The sequence below is a fragment of the Kosakonia sp. N21 genome, from assembly GCF_050587465.1.
In the GTDB taxonomy this organism is placed as follows: Bacteria; Pseudomonadota; Gammaproteobacteria; order Enterobacterales; family Enterobacteriaceae.
The window spans coordinates 71,921-88,995 of sequence record NZ_JBOBHR010000013.1 but is presented as its reverse complement, the minus strand read 5'-3'; the positions used below and the strand labels follow the sequence as shown (position 1 = coordinate 88,995).

The window sequence follows — 17,075 nt, the reverse complement described above, 5'->3', positions numbered from 1 at the left end:
CTTCCCGTTATTAACGGGACGGGCGCTAATGTAGGGAAAACCACGAAAGCCGTCAATCTTCTTTTTCAATAAATTAACGCGTTTAAACAAACTTCAAGCAACATGCTTCTTAAACATCCTGAAATCGCTTTTTTTCTCGGCACCGGAGTTTCTCCGCGTTGCACAAGAGAAATTTGTTATGCTGCTTTCCTCATAAAATCATACACAACAGCTCCGCCAATGATGCGGATACCACACAACACGTTCTGGAGTTGATATGGACATTATCTTTTATCACCCCTCTTTTAATACTGAGTACTGGATAGCGGCGTTGAGCAACGCGCTACCACAGGCGAACATTCGCGCCTGGACAAAAGGCGATGATGCACCCGCAGACTATGCGCTGGTTTGGCATCCCCCCGTCGATATGCTAAAAGGGCGCGCCTTAAAAGGGGTTTTCGCACTCGGCGCTGGGGTGGATTCTATTCTGGGTCAGCTGAAAGCTCGCCCGGAAATGCTGGCAGAATCAATACCGCTGTTTCGGCTGGAAGATACCGGCATGGGGCAGCAGATGCAGGAGTACGCGGTAAGCCAGGTGCTGCACTGGTTTCGTCGTTTTGATGATTACCAGCAATTGAAGCTGCAAGCGCAATGGCAACCGCTTGATGAGTATCAACGTGAAGATTTCACCATTGGCATTCTGGGGGCCGGTGTGCTGGGCGGTAAGGTTGCGGAAAGCCTTCTTGCATGGGGATTCCCGCTGCGTTGCTGGAGCCGAAGTCGAAAATCACTGCCCGGTGTGACAAGTTTTGCAGGTGTTGCTGAGTTGGGGGATTTCCTGCACGGCACGCGGGTGCTGATTAACCTGCTGCCGAACACGCCGGAGACAGTGGGGATCATCGACCGCGCATTGCTCGACCAACTGGCAGACGATAGCTATGTCATGAACCTCGCGCGTGGCGTTCATCTGGTCGAGGAGGATCTGTTGCAGGCGCTGAATAAGGGCAAATTGAAGGGAGCAATGCTGGATGTGTTTAATCAGGAGCCGTTGCCAGCGACTCATCCGTTGTGGGCGCACCCACGCGTGGCAATAACGCCGCATATGGCTGCCGTAACCCGCCCGGCAGAGGCGATTGCCTTTATTACGCAGACTATCTTGCAACTTGAGCACGGTCAGCCGGTCAGCGGGCTTGTTGATCGGCAGCGCGGCTATTGATGACATACCCGGTCATGCCGGGTTTTCATTAAACTGCATAACGATAACTGCTATCCTTGCAGAAATAACTACAGGAGTGAAACATGTATCCCGTTGACCTGCATATGCATACCGTCGCCAGCACCCACGCTTACAGTACCCTGCATGACTATATTGTCGAAGCGAAACGTAAAGGCATTCGACTCTTTGCCATTACCGACCATGGCCCGGACATGGCAGATGCGCCACATTACTGGCACTTCGTTAATATGCGCATCTGGCCGCGTCTGGTAGACGGAGTTGGCATTCTGCGTGGCATTGAGGCCAACATTAAAAATACGGACGGTGAGATTGATTGCAGCGGGCCAATGCTCACGTCGCTGGATCTGATCATCGCCGGGTTTCACGAACCGGTGTTTCCTCCTCAGGATGAAGCGACGCACACGCAGGCGATGATTGCAACGATGGCCAGTGGTAACGTGCATATCATTAGCCACCCGGGTAACCCGAAATTCCCGGTCGATATTCCGGCGATTGCCGCCGCAGCGGCGAAATACGATGTGGCGCTGGAAATTAACAACTCTTCGTTTTTGCACTCCCGTAAAGGCAGTGAAGAAAACTGCCGTGCGGTTGCGGCGGCCGTACGTGATGCCGGGGGATGGGTCGCGCTCGGTTCAGACTCGCATACCGCTTTCACATTGGGTGAGTTTGACGAATGTCGAAAGATCCTCGATGAGGTCGACTTCCCGGAAGAGCGTATCCTTAATGTCTCTCCGCGCCGTTTACTGAGCTTCCTTGAGTCGCGCGGAATGGCACCGATTACCGAATTTGCTGAACTTTAATACTGACTGGAACAACTGAATGAACGAATTTTCAATCCTCTGCCGGGTGCTCGGCTCGCTGTTTTATCGCCAGCCGCAAGATCCGCTGCTGGTGCCGCTGTACACCCTGATCCGCGAAGGAAAGCTGGCGGAGAGTTGGCCGCTGGAGCAGGATGAACTGCTGGAACGTTTGCAAAAAAGCTGCGATATGCAAGCGCTGGCGGCGGATTATAACGCTCTTTTCGTTGGCGACGAGTGCCGCGTATCGCCGTTCCGCAGTGCCTGGGTTGAAGGGGCGACTGAAGTTGAGATCCGTGCATTTTTGTCGACCCGCGGGATGCCATTAACCGATACCCCGGCCGATCATATCGGTACGTTACTGCTGGCTGCATCCTGGCTGGAAGACCAGTCGGCTGAAGACGAGAGTGAGGCGCTTGAAACCCTGTTTGCTGATTATCTGCTACCTTGGTGTGGCACCTTTTTCGGCAAGGTTGAAGCGCATGCCACCACGCTGTTCTGGCGTACGATGGCGCAGCTTGCCCGTGATGCGATTGCCGCCATGTGGGATGAGTTGCAGGAAGAATCTGACGAGTAATTGTGATGTATATCACATTTTTAATGCAACAATACATTTGTTATTTCAACTAACGTGCTCTGTGTCGCATAAATAGGGTGCGCATCTGCTATGATGCGCACCATGAACATACTTCTTTCTATTGCACTGACAACGGGGATCCTCTCTGGCCTGTGGGGCTGGGTAGCCGTATCCCTTGGCTTATTAAGCTGGGCGGGTTTCCTCGGTTGCACGGCTTATTTCGCCTGTCCACAAGGCGGTATCAAAGGACTGTTGATCTCCGCCTGTACAGTCATGAGCGGCGTGGTTTGGGCGCAGGTGATTATTCACGGCGCTGCGCTGGCCCCACATCTGGAAATATTCGGTTATGTGATGACCGGTATGGTCGCATTCTTGATGTGTTTGCAGGCAAAAAGTCTGTTGCTCTCCTTTGTGCCAGGAACGTTTATTGGTGCCTGCGCCACCTTCGCAGGTCAGGGCGACTGGCGACTGGTAATGCCGTCGCTGGCTGTTGGTTTACTGTTTGGATATGCGATGAAAAACAGCGGCTTGTGGCTGGCCTCCCGGCGCGCGTCAGTGCTCCCCTCAGAAAAAACTTCTCTAAATTAAATAATCCTGTTTTTTATGTGAATATGCGCTGTTTTAAGCACTTACCTTAAATTCATCAATGCGTTAGTTTCAAAAAATTCGCAGCTATGCCATCTTAATTCCTGGTCATACCAGTGTGATGAATTGAAGGTGTCCTGAGGTGCTTATGCGTCTTTTTAACCTGTGTATTTTCGCTCTTGCCGGATTTGCCATTGCCAGTTCCTGCTCTGCTACTACCTCTGCTGATAGTGGAAATATTGCTTTTCGGGGGGCAATTGTTGAAGAGGGGTGTGACATGCAGACTGTACCGCACACACTGGTTATTTCGTGTCCACAAAATGCCACAAAACCGATCCAGCGTATTGATTTGAGTGCGATCGTCACAGCTCCTCAATCCGTTTCCGTATTCGAAAAAGTGCAGATGCGCTACCTTAACCAACAGCATTCGATGGCGATTATCAACGTCGCCTACAACTGATTGCGCAGGCGCTGTGAGGAGCATGCGATGCCCGTCATTTCCTTGCAGGCCAGGATACACTTAAGAGTGTGAATGGGTTAGCAGCCGGAAAGGGGGCAAAGATGCAACCACGTATACAAGTGCTTCAGGGGGATATCACCACCCTTGATGTTGATGTCATTGTCAATGCGGCAAACCCGTCATTGCTTGGTGGCGGGGGCGTTGATGGTGCGATCCACCGTGCGGCGGGGCCAGCGTTGCTGGATGCGTGCAAACAGGTGCGCCAGCAGCAGGGGGAATGCCCTCCCGGGCACGCCGTTATCACCATTGCTGGAAATTTACGCGCGAAAGCCGTGATCCACACGGTGGGGCCTGTCTGGCGCGGCGGGGATGAACATGAAGCCCGGTTGCTGGAAGACGCTTATCGCAACAGTCTGCAACTGGCCGAAGCGAACGGCTATATGACCATCGCTTTCCCGGCGATCAGCACCGGCGTATATGGCTATCCGAAAGCGGCTGCTGCGGAGATTGCCGTCAACACGGTTACAGATTATCTCGCCCGGCATCACCATTTACAGCAGATATACTTTGTTTGCTATGACGATGAAACCGCCCGACTCTATCAACGCTTGCTTACTCAACTGGGAGATGAATCGACCCGCTGATATGCAGCCATTTGCCTGGCTGGTCTGGTCGGTGGATTCAGTGGCCGGTTTGAAGATCAAAGCAGCAGCCAGCCTGGTTATTGTGTTGTGACCTGCGGTTGTGCATTTTTCTCCTGCGGTTTTCCGGAGAAGAGGAAGCGCAGCAGCGGGATGCGCAGGTGCATTTCATACAGCAGCACAGCCACACCGACAACAAACACCAACCCGGTAATAAAACCTAAGAGATTCGACTGAATGTGCGGGGTTATCCATGCGCCGAATAACAGCGTCAGAGGATGGTGCACCAGATAGATAAACAGCGAAGCGTTAACAAAATAGGTCACCCGCGCCGACTGGAAATTCAGCAAGCGGTGTCCGAGTGAGAACACCACGTTAACCATCCACAATCCCAGCAGCATAGTAATGATGGATTCGGTTTCATACAGCCAGGCATCGCCGTTACCGTAATGCTGATTGAGCAGATATGCAGCAAACGCCAGTAATGACCCTACCGCACACCACGGAGACGGGGTGGTGAACAACGACTTCAGCCGCGGATTGATAAACGTCAGCGCGCCAAGAAGGAAAAACGGAATGTAAAACAGCGACTGCATCACCGCGAAATTAAACAGCGCATCGCGCAATATTTCCGGCCAGGTGATAACGATTATTCGGCGCACCACTGCCCAGACAATGCCAAACAGCAGAAACCACAATGAGAGCTTGCCCAGAGAAATAGCACCCAGGAAGCGTTGCGCATTGTTTTTTATTTTTTTAAACAACCACATGCCGATTGTCGTTAATATAACAAGCACTAACAGAAACCATAAATGGGAAATCAGTTCCCAGCACAGCGTATTGAATTTGTCATAAGTCGAGAGGGCGTGCCATTCGCCGGTTTTGTCTTTCACATATTGCAACATAATAAATTGCGGTAGCGTCAACAGAGGAATAGCGGTCAGCATGGGAATACCAACGCGCTCAACGCGAAGCGTCCACCAGCGTTGCATCGGATAACGCAGATAAAGCATGTATGAAAAATAACCGGAAATAACGAAAAATACCTGCATGCGGAACGCATGAATGGCGTCGTTGAACAGCGTTAGCCACCACGAGGGGTAGACGCTGTTGACATGCCACATATGGCTCGAATAGATCAGCGATATGTGGAAGGGGATCCCGAGCAGCATCAGCCATGCGCGTATGGAATCGAGGAAATATTCACGTTGTGCAGGGGCTCTGGTCATATAACTCTGTGCATTCTCAGACTTTTCGTCTTATCCATAAGACAAATAATGATTACATTCGCAACTAACCCTACACTACGACCGGGATCCTGTCTCCAGGATAGCTCGCAAAACGATAAAGGGTTAGTTTCAATTGTTTATTCACTGAGCCGGTATGCAGAACAATGCGGGGATTCAGTTGTCGGATTGCGTGAGTTTCCATTAAAATGGATCGGATCGATTTAAGCACACAAAGGGGGAAGTGCTTAGTTATTATGAAACCTAAATTACGAATGATGAAAATGCGTTGGGTAGGTGCAGCGGTACTGTTGTCACTTTATACGTCATCGGGCTGGGCTTTTTCTATTGATGATGTCGCAAAACAGGCACAATCCCTGGCCGGCAAAGGCTACGAAGCGCCCAAGAGCAACTTGCCCTCTGTGTTCCGTGAAATGAAATACGCGGACTATCAGCAGATCCAGTTTAACCACGATAAAGCCTACTGGAACGCGACCAACACCCCGTTTAAGCTTGAGTTTTACCACCAGGGTATGTACTTCGACACGCCGGTGACCATCAATGAAGTGACCGCCACCGCCGTTCGCCAAATCAAATACAACCCGGACTACTTCAATTTCGGCAATGTCCAGCACGATAAAGACACGGTCAAAGATCTGGGTTTTGCGGGTTTCAAAGTTCTTTACCCCATCAATAATAAAGACAAAAACGATGAAATCGTCAGCATGCTGGGCGCCAGTTACTTCCGCGTGATCGGTGCAGGCCAGGTTTACGGCCTTTCCGCGCGCGGTCTGGCGATTGATACGGCGCTGCCGTCCGGTGAAGAGTTCCCTCGTTTCCGTGAGTTCTGGATCGAGCGTCCGAAACCGACAGATAAACGCCTGACTATCTATGCATTGCTGGACTCGCCGCGTGCTACCGGCGCATATCGTTTCGTGATTATCCCTGGCAGGGATAGCGTGGTTGACGTGCAGTCGAAAGTTTACCTGCGCGATAAAGTCGGCAAACTTGGGGTCGCCCCACTGACCAGTATGTTCCTGTTTGGGCCTGCTCAGCCGTCGTCTGCTACCAACTACCGTCCTGAATTGCACGACTCTAACGGGTTGTCGATGCTGGCCGGTAATGGTGAATGGATCTGGCGTCCGCTGAACAACCCGAAACATCTGGCGGTGAGCAGCTATGCGATGGAAAACCCGCAGGGCTTTGGTTTGCTGCAGCGCGGGCGCCAGTTCTCCCGTTTTGAAGATATCGACGACCGCTACGATCTGCGCCCGAGCGCGTGGGTAACGCCGAAAGGGGAGTGGGGCAAAGGGAAAGTTGAATTGGTTGAAATTCCAACCAACGATGAAACCAACGATAATATCGTCGCTTACTGGACACCGGACCAACTGCCGGAACCTGGTAAAGAGATGAACTTCAAATACACCATCACCTTTAGCCGTGACGAAGACAAGCTGCATGCACCGGATAATGCCTGGGTATTGCAGACTCGTCGTTCTACGGGGGATGTGAAACAGTCAAATCTTATCCGTCAGCCAGACGGCACCATCGCGTTTGTTGTGGATTTCACTGGCCAGGACATGAAAAAACTGCCGCAAAATACCCCTGTCACTGCGCAAGCCAGCATTGGCGATAACGGTGAGATCGTTGAAAACACCGTTCGCTATAACCCGGTTACGCAAGGTTGGCGTTTGATGCTGCGTGTGAAAGTGAAAGATCCGAAGAAAACGACGGATATGCGTGCAGCGCTGGTCAATGCCGATCAGACCCTGAGTGAAACCTGGAGCTATCAGCTACCTGCCAATGAATAAGATAACTGAGTATATCGACGCGCTGCCGCTTCCGGATGAGAAGAAGGCGGCGTTGCCGACAGACAGTCTCCAGCGCGTGCATACCGCGCTGGATGCGGAACATACGCCATGGGAACGTGAAGATGACACCCCGCTGGGTTCTGTCGCTGCACGTCTGGAAGGCAGTTGGCCAGACTCTTTGGCGCAAGACCAGCTGATTAAAGATGATGAAGGGCGTGCGCAACTGCAGGCAATGCCGAAGGCAAAACGCTCCTCCATGTTTCCGGACCCCTGGCGTACAAACCCGATTGGCCGTTTCTGGGATCGCCTGCGTGGGCGCGAAGTCGCTCCGCGTTATCTCGCGCGTCTGACCAAAGAAGAGCAGGCTCACGAACAGAAATGGCGCACGGTCGGTTCCATCCGTCGCTATATTCTGCTGCTGCTGACGCTGGCGCAGACCGTGGTCGCAACCTGGTATATGAAAACTATCCTGCCTTATCAGGGGTGGGCGTTGATCACGCCAACCGATATGGCAGGCCAGGATCTGTGGGTTTCCTTTATGCAGCTACTGCCGTATGTGCTGCAAACCGGCATCCTGATCCTGTTCGCCGTGTTGTTCTGCTGGGTTTCTGCAGGTTTCTGGACCGCGTTGATGGGCTTTCTGCAACTGCTGATAGGCCGGGATAAGTACAGCATTTCGGCGTCGACCGTTGGCGATGAACCGCTGAATCCTGAGCATCGCACCGCGTTGATTATGCCGATCTGTAACGAGGACGTGGACCGCGTTTTCGCTGGCCTGCGTGCAACGTGGGAGTCGGTGAAAGCAACCGGGCAGCAACAGCACTTCGACGTGTATGTCCTCAGCGACAGCTACAACCCGGATATCTGCGTTGCGGAACAGAAAGCCTGGATGGAACTGATTGCCGAAGTGCAGGGCGAAGGTCAGATTTTCTACCGCCGCCGCCGCCGCCGCGTGAAACGCAAGAGTGGCAACATTGACGACTTCTGCCGTCGCTGGGGCAGCCAGTACAGCTATATGGTGGTGCTGGATGCTGACTCGGTGATGAGCGGCGAGTGCCTGACCGGGCTGGTGCGCCTGATGGAAGCGAACCCGAATGCCGGGATCATCCAGTCTTCGCCGAAAGCATCCGGTATGGACACGCTCTACGCACGTTGCCAGCAGTTCGCTACCCGCGTTTATGGGCCGTTGTTTACCGCGGGCCTGCATTTCTGGCAGTTGGGTGAATCGCACTACTGGGGCCATAACGCCATTATCCGTGTGAAGCCGTTTATTGAGCACTGCGCACTGGCGCCGCTGCCTGGTGAAGGGTCTTTTGCCGGTTCCATTCTGTCGCACGACTTTGTGGAAGCGGCGTTGATGCGCCGTGCCGGATGGGGGGTGTGGATCGCCTATGATCTGCCGGGCTCGTATGAAGAGCTGCCGCCCAACCTGCTGGATGAGCTGAAACGCGATCGCCGCTGGTGCCACGGTAACCTGATGAACTTCCGCCTGTTCCTGGTAAAAGGGATGCACCCGGTGCACCGCGCCGTGTTCCTGACCGGCGTGATGTCTTATCTTTCTGCGCCGCTGTGGTTTATGTTCCTGGCACTTTCCACAGCGCTGCAGGTGGTGCATGCCCTGACCGAGCCGCAGTACTTCCTGCAGCCACGCCAGCTTTTCCCGGTATGGCCGCAGTGGCGTCCGGAGCTGGCCATCGCGCTTTTCGCATCAACGATGGTGCTGCTGTTCCTGCCGAAGCTGCTGAGTATCATTCTGGTGTGGTGCAAAGGGCCAAAAGAGTTTGGCGGTTTCATTCGCGTGACGCTTTCACTGCTGCTTGAAGTTCTGTTCTCCGTGCTGCTGGCGCCGGTGCGCATGCTGTTCCACACGGTGTTTGTGGTTAGCGCGTTCCTGGGCTGGGAAGTGGTATGGAACTCACCGCAACGTGATGATGACTCCACGCCGTGGGGCGAAGCCTTTATGCGCCATGGTTCGCAGTTGCTGCTGGGGCTGGTATGGGCAGTGGGCATGGCCTGGCTGGATTTGCGCTTCCTGTTCTGGCTGGCGCCGATTGTCTTCTCGCTGATCCTGTCGCCGTTTGTATCGGTTATCTCCAGCCGCTCAACAATCGGTTTGCGTACCAAACGCTGGAAGCTGTTCCTGATCCCGGAAGAGTATTCACCGCCTAAAGTGCTGGTGGACACAGATACGTACCTGGAGCTGAACCGCTCGCGCTCGCTGGATGATGGTTTTATGCATGCGGTGTTTAACCCGTCCTTCAATGCGCTGGCGACAGCGATGGCAACAGCGCGTCACCGCGCAAGCCATGTGCTGGAAATCGCCCGCGATCGTCACGTTGAACAGGCGCTGAATGAAACGCCGGAGAAACTGAATCGCGATCGTCGTTTGGTGCTGCTAAGTGACCCGGTTACGCTGTCGCGGATGCATTACCGCGTATGGTCAGCCCCGGAGAAATATTTGTCCTGGGTTAGTTATTACGAGACGCTGAAGCTTAATCCGCTGGCGCTGAAGGCGAAGTAAGCCGACAATAAGGAAAATACCGGCCTGAGCGCCGGTATTTTTTTACCCACAAATGTTGAAGCGGGGTAGCAGGTGAAAGTGATAGTGGTCGTTGTGATGGCATGTTTGCTGAGCGGGTGCGGTAGCATCATCAGCCGGACGATCCCCGGGCAGGGCCATGGAAATCAATACTACCCGGGGGTGAAGTGGGACGTCCGCGACTCCGCGTGGCGTTATATCACCGTGCTGGACTTACCCTTCTCGCTGGTGTTCGATACCTTATTGCTACCTATAGATGCCCATCACGGTCCGTACGAGTGATCAGCGCTCGTCCCATTCGTCGGCAGCGGTCTGCCCCTCCTCTGTATCGAGTGGGGGTTCAAGCTGAAACTCGCCTTCGTCCCATTCGTGCAGGGTGTTCTCCTCCAGCCACTCCTGGCTTATCTCTATTTCATCATACTCGCCGTCAAATACGCTTTGTGCCGCCTCGCCGCTGAGCATGGGCAGACATTCACCGGGTTCATCTTCATCGGCAAAAAATTCAGCCTGCCATGCGATATCACCGTCCTGCAGAACGTATTTCTGCACATTGAATTGCTGGACGTTCGCCTCTTCTTCATCCAGCTCAGGATTACTGGCGAGGAATTCTTCGCGGGCAGCATCAATTGCTTCAGAGAGCGTCGAGTAAAAATTCAGGTTGGAATCGGCCATATCTAACTCCTTAGCGAGAGGAAAAAAGGTATGCAGAAACCTATAGACGCTGGTATTGAGAGCGTCAAATTGCGAATTGTGTTGTCCGTAACGAATGCATGAAGTCAGGACAAAAAGAAGGGACGCACCGCCCGGAAAAGCAGTGCGTCTGACGGTCAATGGCTGATTTTCACTCCCGCGTCCTGCTGAATCACCGGGCCTTCCGCCACCTTGATATTGAGCCCTTTGGTCTCCAGTTCGGCGTTGCGTACGCGAAGACCACGCACAGCCTCAATATTGACGTTGGTGAAGTGGAACCCGCTGAGCGGTGCTTCCGGCGTGCCAATAATAAACGCGGCGGCTTTGCTGTTACCGGTGGAGGTTAAATTCTCGACTGTAATATTGCTGAAATGCGGCGTTTTGTATTTATCAAACGGCTGTTTGGCGTCGCTGTCGGGCGGGTAAATTTGCTCACCCAGCGTGAAGCCGCCGCCTTCGAGCATTTTATCCACCTCGGCTTGCACAATTGGCGCCGCTTTGTAATAGGCGGAAAACACCAGCGGGACTTCAACGTCGTGCATTTTTGTATTCCGGTAGATAATATTTTTCACCTCGCCGCCTTTACCCCGCGGGCTTTTTATCCGGATCCCGTACATCGATCCTTCAAACGTATTGTTTTCAACCAGTACGTTATTTACCCCGCCAGCACTTTCACTGCCAATCGAAATACCGCGCCCTTGTTTAAGCGTATTGTTTGCAATATAGATATTTTCCACTACGCCGTCCGGAAAACGGCTGTCCGGTTTTTCAGCTTTGATGGCGATATGATCGTCATTACAGTCAATAAAATTATGGGTGATGCGGATGTTCTGGCTATCGATAGGGTCGATGGCATCCGTGTTTGGCGCATGCCAGGGCGATAAAATGCGCGTTTTATTGACGTCAATATCGTGAGAATAACGCATGACGATATGGAAGCTGGGGGAGTGCGTGAGCGTGATCCCTTCTATCAGCACGTTACTGGATTGCTTGATATACACCAGCCGTGGGCGATCGGTTCCGCCTTTTTTACCCGTCGCGCGAATATTTTCCCGCCAGCGCTCCCACCAGACAGCCCCCTGGCCGTCAATGGTGCCTTCCCCGGTAATGGCGACGTTGCTGGCATTGGCAATGCTGATAAACGGCAACCAGCCATTTTCCGCTTCGGCATAGCGGGTTTGTTCATTGGCGCGCCAGGCGGCAATCTCGGTAGAGGCCACCAGCGTGGCGTCTTTCTCCAGCTTTAGCTGTACATTGCTTTTCAGAAACAACGGGTTGGTAAGGTAATTACCCCGAGGGATCAGCACGGTTCCGCCGCCAGCCTGGGCGCAATCATCAATGGCTTGTTGAATAGCGGTCGTATTGAGGTCGATTTGCAATCTGTGGCCTTCCGCGCCGTAGTGGGTGACGTTACACACTTTATCGGGGAATTTCACATCACTCGCACCAAAGCTGGAACTGAGGGGTGAAAGGGAGGCAATACAGGCGGTGAGGCAAGACAACGTGATCCGTTTACGCATGGAAACTCCTTATTGAAATGGTGTTTTTAAAAAATAACACCATCATTTCCTTTTCATGCGAAGCCAGCTCACGCTTTACTGAATATGGGTCATTCGCCTGATTATCTGCGCATTTTTTGTGCGCTGCGTCAGGCGAATTTCAGGCAAATGTCCATTGTGTCGCGGTATGGATTCAATCGTCAGTCGGCAGTGTTTGCTGTACTCGCGGGTGTTCTTTTTCCACGGTGGCGGAACGGGTCGGGCGTTGCAGACTGAACCACGAATAGAGGGCATTAAACAGAACGACGCCTGCCGTCACGCAGAACACCGCGCGGAAGCTGAAACTGGCGGAAATGGCCGCGCCAACCAGCGGGCCGGTGACATTACCGATATCACGAAATGACTGGTTATAACTGAAAATACGCCCGGCTATCTGATTGGTGGAGTTATACACCAATAGCGTCTGCACGGCGGGCAACAGCGCACCGTCCGCCGCGCCCAGCAAAAAGCGCAACACGCCCAGCTGCCACGGCGTTTGCACCAGCGACATGGGGATGAGTAACAGCACTGAAATCACCAGCGCAGCGACCAGGATCTTCTCCGGGCCGATTTTATCGCCCAGTTTACCCAGACGCGGTGCGCTGAGCAGGGCTGCAACACCGGGCACGGATGCAATCATCCCGCTGAGAAACGCAATATTGCTGACGTTGCCCGCCAGTTCACGTACATATAGCGTCAGGATGGGGGCGATGGAGCCAGTGGCAACCTGGATAATCATGGTGGTGATAAACAGGCTTAACACCAGTTTCGGGCTTTTGAGCGAAGCAAAAACCTCTCTGGCGTGCAGCATTTCACGTTTTGCCACCGGGACGAAATTTTCACGGATATAGCACAGCGTCAGCAGAAAGCAGATAAACAGCACTGAGGCGGTGATAAAAAAGACCATTCGCAGGCCCCACGTATCCGCCAGCAGACCGCCAGCAAGCGGCCCGAGAAGCGCGCCCGCCACGCCGCCGGTGGAAAGCGTACCGAGTGCCCAGCCGCTTTTATTCCGCGGAATTTGTGTTGCAATGAGCGCATTAGCATTAGGAATAAAGCCGCCCAGTAAACCGAGTAAGGCCCGCAGGATCAGGAACTGCCAGACGTTTTGCGCAAGCCCCATTAACGCCATGACGATTGCCATACCGAGTGCAGAACGCAACAGCATAATTTTGCGACCTTTTCGGTCGGCAAGCCCACCCCAGAATGGAGAGGCAATGGCGGAAAACAGAAACGTGATGCTGAAAACCAGCCCCGACCACATGTTCAGCGCACTGTGGCCGGTCACTCCTAACAGCTCAACATAGAGCGGTAAGAATGGCATCACCAGGCTAAATGCAGCGCCGGTAAGGAAACATCCAAACCAGGCAACAGTCAGGTTACGTTTCCAGTTTATCGGGACATCAGAGGATGGCATAACGATCCGTAACGGCGTTGTTTTAACGCACAGAGTAGTGATTGAATTTGGTAAGCACGCTAATTATGCGCCTGCGGGATGGTCACTGCAATGTGCGGCGGGAGTTATGTGTGACAAAAGAAAACAGCCCGCTCAGCGGGCTGTGTGCGATCAGTAGCGGGATGGAACGCCTTCCGGTCGGGTTTTAAAGCGGCGGTGCAGCCACATATATTGTTCTGGCGCCATCATAATGCAGCGCTCCACAACCTTATTCATCCATGCAGCAGTTGTTTGCGCATCGTCAAGCGGCGGGGAGCATTCCGCCTCCAGCATAATTAACTCATAGCCTTTGCCGTCAGGTTTTCGACGCGGAACAAATGGCACGATACACGCTTGCGACATACGTGCCAGCATCCAGGTACCGGAGGTGGAGGCCGCCTGCTCAACGGCGAAGAAAGGGGCAAATACGCTGGCGCGCGGGCCGTAGTCATGGTCAGGCGCGTACCAGACGACTTCCCCGGCTTTTAGCGCCCGAATCATACCCTTGAGATCCTTACGGTCGATCATGCTCTTATTGGAGCGCATGCGACCCCGGGTTTGTAGCCAGTCGATAAGCGCGTTGTCATTAGGCCGGTAAACGCCAATACCGGGCTCATTCATACCGAACATGCGGGCACCGATTTCCAGCGTTAAAAAATGGACGCCGATCAGCAAAATGCCGCGCCCTTGCGCCTGCACATTACGTACGTGTTCAAAGCCGGAGACATCCATCCAGCGCGCCATCCGACGATCGGACCAGAACCAGGCGATACCGGTTTCCATCAGACCCATGCCGACGGAGACGAAATTATCGTCCACCAGTTTTGCGCGCGCAGCGTCGCTCATGTGCGGAAAGCAGAGCTCGAGATTGCGTCGTGCAATCGACACTCTGCGCTTCATAGCGCGTTTTGCCAGACGGCCGATACCACAGCCGAGGCGATAAATCACGGGATAAGGGAGCTGAACGACTAACCACAGTACTCCGATGCCCAGCCAGGTTAGCCAGTAGCGGGGATGCAGAAGCGCTGCTGAGAACTTGGGTAAATGCGTCATGTTTGTCCTTTTTTAAGCAACAATTCCCTGTATTCTCTCATTTTTTCGGAATTAGCCAAAATCAGAGCGCACATAACGCCTGTTTTTGTGGGTAACTGTTGAAATGTGGTAATGAGAATGAGGAAAATGTAGCGCAAAATGTAAGGATGTAAATTATCCGTATTTGCTTTATGATGCCGCCGTTTTTTCACTCTTGCAGGATACGTACACCATGCCAGTGTTACACAACCGCATCTCTAATGATGAATTAAAAGCCCGCATGCTCGCCGAAACTGAGCCGCGCGTCACCGTTTCGTTTTATAAGTATTTCTCCATCATCGACCCGCAGGTCACGCGCGATGCGCTGTATCAGGCATTTACGCGGCTAAGCGTTTTCGGTCGTGTTTACCTGGCGCATGAAGGCATCAATGCGCAGATCAGCGTGCCGCAAAGTCGTTTTGCCGCGTTCCGCGACTTTGTTTATGCCTTTGACCCGGCGCTCGACGGGCTACGGATGAACAACGCGATTGATGATGATGGCAAATCTTTCTGGGTGCTGCGCATGAAAGTGCGTGACCGGATTGTCGCGGACGGGATTGATGATGACAGCTTCGATGCCAGTGATGTGGGTGATTATCTGAAAGCGGCGGACGTGAACGCGATGCTGGACGATCCTGAGGCCATTTTTATCGATATGCGCAACCACTACGAATATGAAGTCGGGCATTTCGATGGTGCGCTGGAGATCCCTGCCGATACGTTCCGCGAACAGTTACCGAAAGCGGTAGAGATGATGCAGGAGCACAAAGATAAGAAAATCGTGATGTATTGCACTGGCGGCATCCGTTGTGAAAAGGCCAGCGCCTGGATGAAGCACAACGGATTCAATAAAGTATGGCATATCGAAGGCGGTATTATCGAGTACGCTCGCCGGGCCCGTGAACAGGGGTTGCCGGTGCGTTTTATCGGTAAAAACTTTGTCTTTGACGAACGCATGGGGGAGCGCATTTCTGAGGATGTGATTGCCCATTGTCACCAGTGCGGCGCGCCCTGCGACTCACATACCAATTGCCTGAACGACGGTTGTCACTTGCTGTTTATTCAGTGCCCGGCCTGTGCGGAAAAATTCAACGGGTGCTGCAGTGAATTGTGTAAGGAAGAGCGCGCACTGCCGGAAGACGAGCAGCGTAAACGCCGTGCGGGACGTGAAAATGGTAATAAGATTTTCAATAAATCCCGTGGTCGCCTGAACACGACACTGGGCATTCCGGATCCGGAATAAGCGTAATGCGGAGAGGGCGCGCCCTCTCCGACGTCATTACTTCTGGCGAACGCCTTCAACAGAAATAATCAGCTCAACATCCTGCGATGCCGGACCTAAATCGGTGGTGATGTTAAAGTCTTTCAGCTTAATTTTCCCTGCTGCTTCAAAACCTGCACGCACGCCACCCCATGGATCATTACCCTGACCCATCAGTTTTGCATCCAGCGTGACGGGTTTCGTCACCCCGTTCAGGGTCAGATTGCCGGTGATGTCGAGACCGTCGCCATCTTTCTTCACCTCTGTCGACGTAAAGGTCGCTTGCGGGAATTTAGCCACATTCAGAAATTCCGCGCTGCGCAGGTGCTTATCGCGTTCAGCGTGGTTGGTATCCACACTATTGGTATTGATGGTGACGTTAACTTTATCGGCTGAAGGATTCGCCTCATCAAAGCTAAAGGTGCCGTCGAAATCTTTGAATGTTCCGTATAACCAACTATAACCCAGATGCTGAATACGGAAATTAACAAAGGCGTGTTGACCTTCTTTGTCAATTTTATAGTCTGCTGCCACGGCGGAACCGGTAGCAAATAACAGCGAGGCGAGGGTAAGTTCCGGCAGGATTTTCTTCATATTATGCTCCAGAGTCAGGTGACGATTTTCCCAGCATGCGCTTGAGAGTGACGTCTTTATCGATGAAATGGTGTTTTAATGCGGCAAGGCCGTGCAAAACAGAGAGCACGACAACGCTCCATGCCAGCCACAGGTGAACAGTCCCGGCCAGGTCGGCCTGTGCGCCTGCATCAGCCAGCGTTGCCGGAATCTCAAACAGGCCGAAGACGCTGATGGGTTTGCCGTCGGCTGTTGAAATCAGATAGCCGCTAACAATGATGCCAAACAGCAACAGGTAGAGCGCGATATGCGCGGCCACAGCGCTAATGCGCGTCAGAGGGGAATAGGTGGCAAGTGCGGGCGGTGGTGGGGAGAGGTAACGCCAGACAATGCGCACCACTAATCCGAGCATCAGTAGCACACCGATGCTTTTATGAAGCTCCGGCGCCTGGTGATACCAGCCGTCATAGTAGCTCAACGTGACCATCCATAAGCCCAGCGCAAACATGCCATAAACCGCGATTGCAACCAGCCAGTGCAGGGCAACGGAAATAACGCCATAACGAGATGGGGTATTACGCAATTGCATAATTGTTAACCGAAGTTAATAGAGGGTTAATTTAAAATGGCGTGAGTTAAATAATATTGCAACTGA

At 53.0% G+C, this 17,075-nt stretch carries 17 protein-coding genes; 10 read left to right on the top strand and 7 right to left on the bottom strand.

Annotated features, from left to right (window positions below; all coding sequences use genetic code 11):
- Positions 1–256: 256 nt before the first annotated feature.
- The 6 genes from ghrA to ymdB all read left to right on the top strand — a co-directional run bounded on the left by ghrA (position 257) and on the right by ymdB (position 4,279).
- Positions 257–1,195 (top strand): glyoxylate/hydroxypyruvate reductase GhrA, encoded by a 939-nt coding sequence (gene ghrA / locus ACQ3G7_RS23105; protein WP_430892474.1) that lies wholly within the window; start codon positions 257–259, stop codon positions 1,193–1,195.
- Between the two features lie 83 nt (positions 1,196–1,278).
- On the top strand, positions 1,279–2,016 hold the full coding sequence (locus tag ACQ3G7_RS23100) for a phosphatase (protein ID WP_430892472.1): 738 nt from the start codon (positions 1,279–1,281) through the stop codon (positions 2,014–2,016).
- A 19-nt stretch (positions 2,017–2,035) separates the two neighbouring features.
- Positions 2,036–2,590 (top strand): TorD/DmsD family molecular chaperone, encoded by a 555-nt coding sequence (locus tag ACQ3G7_RS23095; protein WP_430892470.1) that lies wholly within the window; start codon positions 2,036–2,038, stop codon positions 2,588–2,590.
- A 102-nt stretch (positions 2,591–2,692) separates the two neighbouring features.
- The gene (locus tag ACQ3G7_RS23090) at positions 2,693–3,178 is read left to right on the top strand and encodes a DUF1097 domain-containing protein (protein ID WP_430892468.1); all 486 of its coding nucleotides are present in this window, start codon (positions 2,693–2,695) and stop codon (positions 3,176–3,178) included.
- Positions 3,179–3,323: 145 nt separating this feature from the next.
- Positions 3,324–3,635, top strand: a complete 312-nt coding sequence (locus tag ACQ3G7_RS23085; protein ID WP_430892466.1) for a YmdA family protein — start codon at positions 3,324–3,326, stop codon at positions 3,633–3,635.
- A 101-nt stretch (positions 3,636–3,736) separates the two neighbouring features.
- The gene (gene ymdB / locus ACQ3G7_RS23080) at positions 3,737–4,279 is read left to right on the top strand and encodes an O-acetyl-ADP-ribose deacetylase (RefSeq protein ID WP_430892464.1); all 543 of its coding nucleotides are present in this window, start codon (positions 3,737–3,739) and stop codon (positions 4,277–4,279) included.
- Positions 4,280–4,356: 77 nt separating this feature from the next.
- Here the strand turns inward: ymdB and mdoC are convergent, their stop codons facing one another.
- Positions 4,357–5,505, bottom strand: coding sequence for a glucans biosynthesis protein MdoC (gene mdoC / locus ACQ3G7_RS23075; protein ID WP_430892462.1), 1,149 nt, complete (start codon positions 5,503–5,505; stop codon positions 4,357–4,359).
- 272 nt (positions 5,506–5,777) lie between these two features.
- Between mdoC and mdoG the strand changes: the two genes are divergently transcribed.
- From mdoG to ACQ3G7_RS23060, 3 genes are all read left to right on the top strand, one after another.
- Positions 5,778–7,313, top strand: a complete 1,536-nt coding sequence (gene mdoG, locus ACQ3G7_RS23070) for a glucans biosynthesis protein MdoG (RefSeq protein ID WP_088236549.1) — start codon at positions 5,778–5,780, stop codon at positions 7,311–7,313.
- A complete protein-coding gene (mdoH, locus tag ACQ3G7_RS23065; protein WP_430892460.1) occupies positions 7,306–9,834 on the top strand; it encodes a glucans biosynthesis glucosyltransferase MdoH in 2,529 nt (842 codons plus the stop codon). The genes mdoG and mdoH overlap by 8 nt, the downstream gene beginning before the upstream one ends.
- A 72-nt stretch (positions 9,835–9,906) precedes the next feature.
- Positions 9,907–10,134: a YceK/YidQ family lipoprotein gene (locus ACQ3G7_RS23060; RefSeq protein WP_263097173.1), complete on the top strand. Its 228-nt coding sequence runs from the start codon at positions 9,907–9,909 to the stop codon at positions 10,132–10,134.
- On the opposite strand, the gene ACQ3G7_RS23055 is transcribed toward ACQ3G7_RS23060, so the two are convergent.
- From ACQ3G7_RS23055 to ACQ3G7_RS23040, 4 genes are all read right to left on the bottom strand, one after another.
- Positions 10,135–10,524: a MysB family protein gene (locus ACQ3G7_RS23055; RefSeq protein WP_430892458.1), complete on the bottom strand. Its 390-nt coding sequence runs from the start codon at positions 10,522–10,524 to the stop codon at positions 10,135–10,137. It lies immediately after the preceding gene.
- Between the two features lie 155 nt (positions 10,525–10,679).
- Positions 10,680–12,062: a glycoside hydrolase family 28 protein gene (locus ACQ3G7_RS23050; RefSeq protein WP_430892451.1), complete on the bottom strand. Its 1,383-nt coding sequence runs from the start codon at positions 12,060–12,062 to the stop codon at positions 10,680–10,682.
- 172 nt (positions 12,063–12,234) lie between these two features.
- Complete coding sequence (gene mdtG, locus ACQ3G7_RS23045) at positions 12,235–13,497, bottom strand: multidrug efflux MFS transporter MdtG (protein WP_430892428.1); 1,263 nt, start codon at positions 13,495–13,497, stop codon at positions 12,235–12,237.
- A 150-nt stretch (positions 13,498–13,647) separates the two neighbouring features.
- Positions 13,648–14,568, bottom strand: coding sequence for a Kdo(2)-lipid IV(A) acyltransferase (locus ACQ3G7_RS23040; RefSeq protein ID WP_430892426.1), 921 nt, complete (start codon positions 14,566–14,568; stop codon positions 13,648–13,650).
- 211 nt (positions 14,569–14,779) lie between these two features.
- Here ACQ3G7_RS23040 and trhO point away from each other — a divergent pair, with 211 nt between their 5' ends.
- Positions 14,780–15,829, top strand: a complete 1,050-nt coding sequence (gene trhO, locus ACQ3G7_RS23035; protein ID WP_430892424.1) for an oxygen-dependent tRNA uridine(34) hydroxylase TrhO — start codon at positions 14,780–14,782, stop codon at positions 15,827–15,829.
- A gap of 36 nt (positions 15,830–15,865) precedes the next feature.
- On the opposite strand, the gene ACQ3G7_RS23030 is transcribed toward trhO, so the two are convergent.
- Both ACQ3G7_RS23030 and ACQ3G7_RS23025 read right to left on the bottom strand, forming a co-directional pair.
- Positions 15,866–16,441: a YceI family protein gene (locus ACQ3G7_RS23030; protein ID WP_430892422.1), complete on the bottom strand. Its 576-nt coding sequence runs from the start codon at positions 16,439–16,441 to the stop codon at positions 15,866–15,868.
- Between the two features lies 1 nt (position 16,442).
- A complete protein-coding gene (locus tag ACQ3G7_RS23025) occupies positions 16,443–17,009 on the bottom strand; it encodes a cytochrome b (protein WP_430892420.1) in 567 nt (188 codons plus the stop codon).
- Positions 17,010–17,075 lie beyond the last annotated feature (66 nt).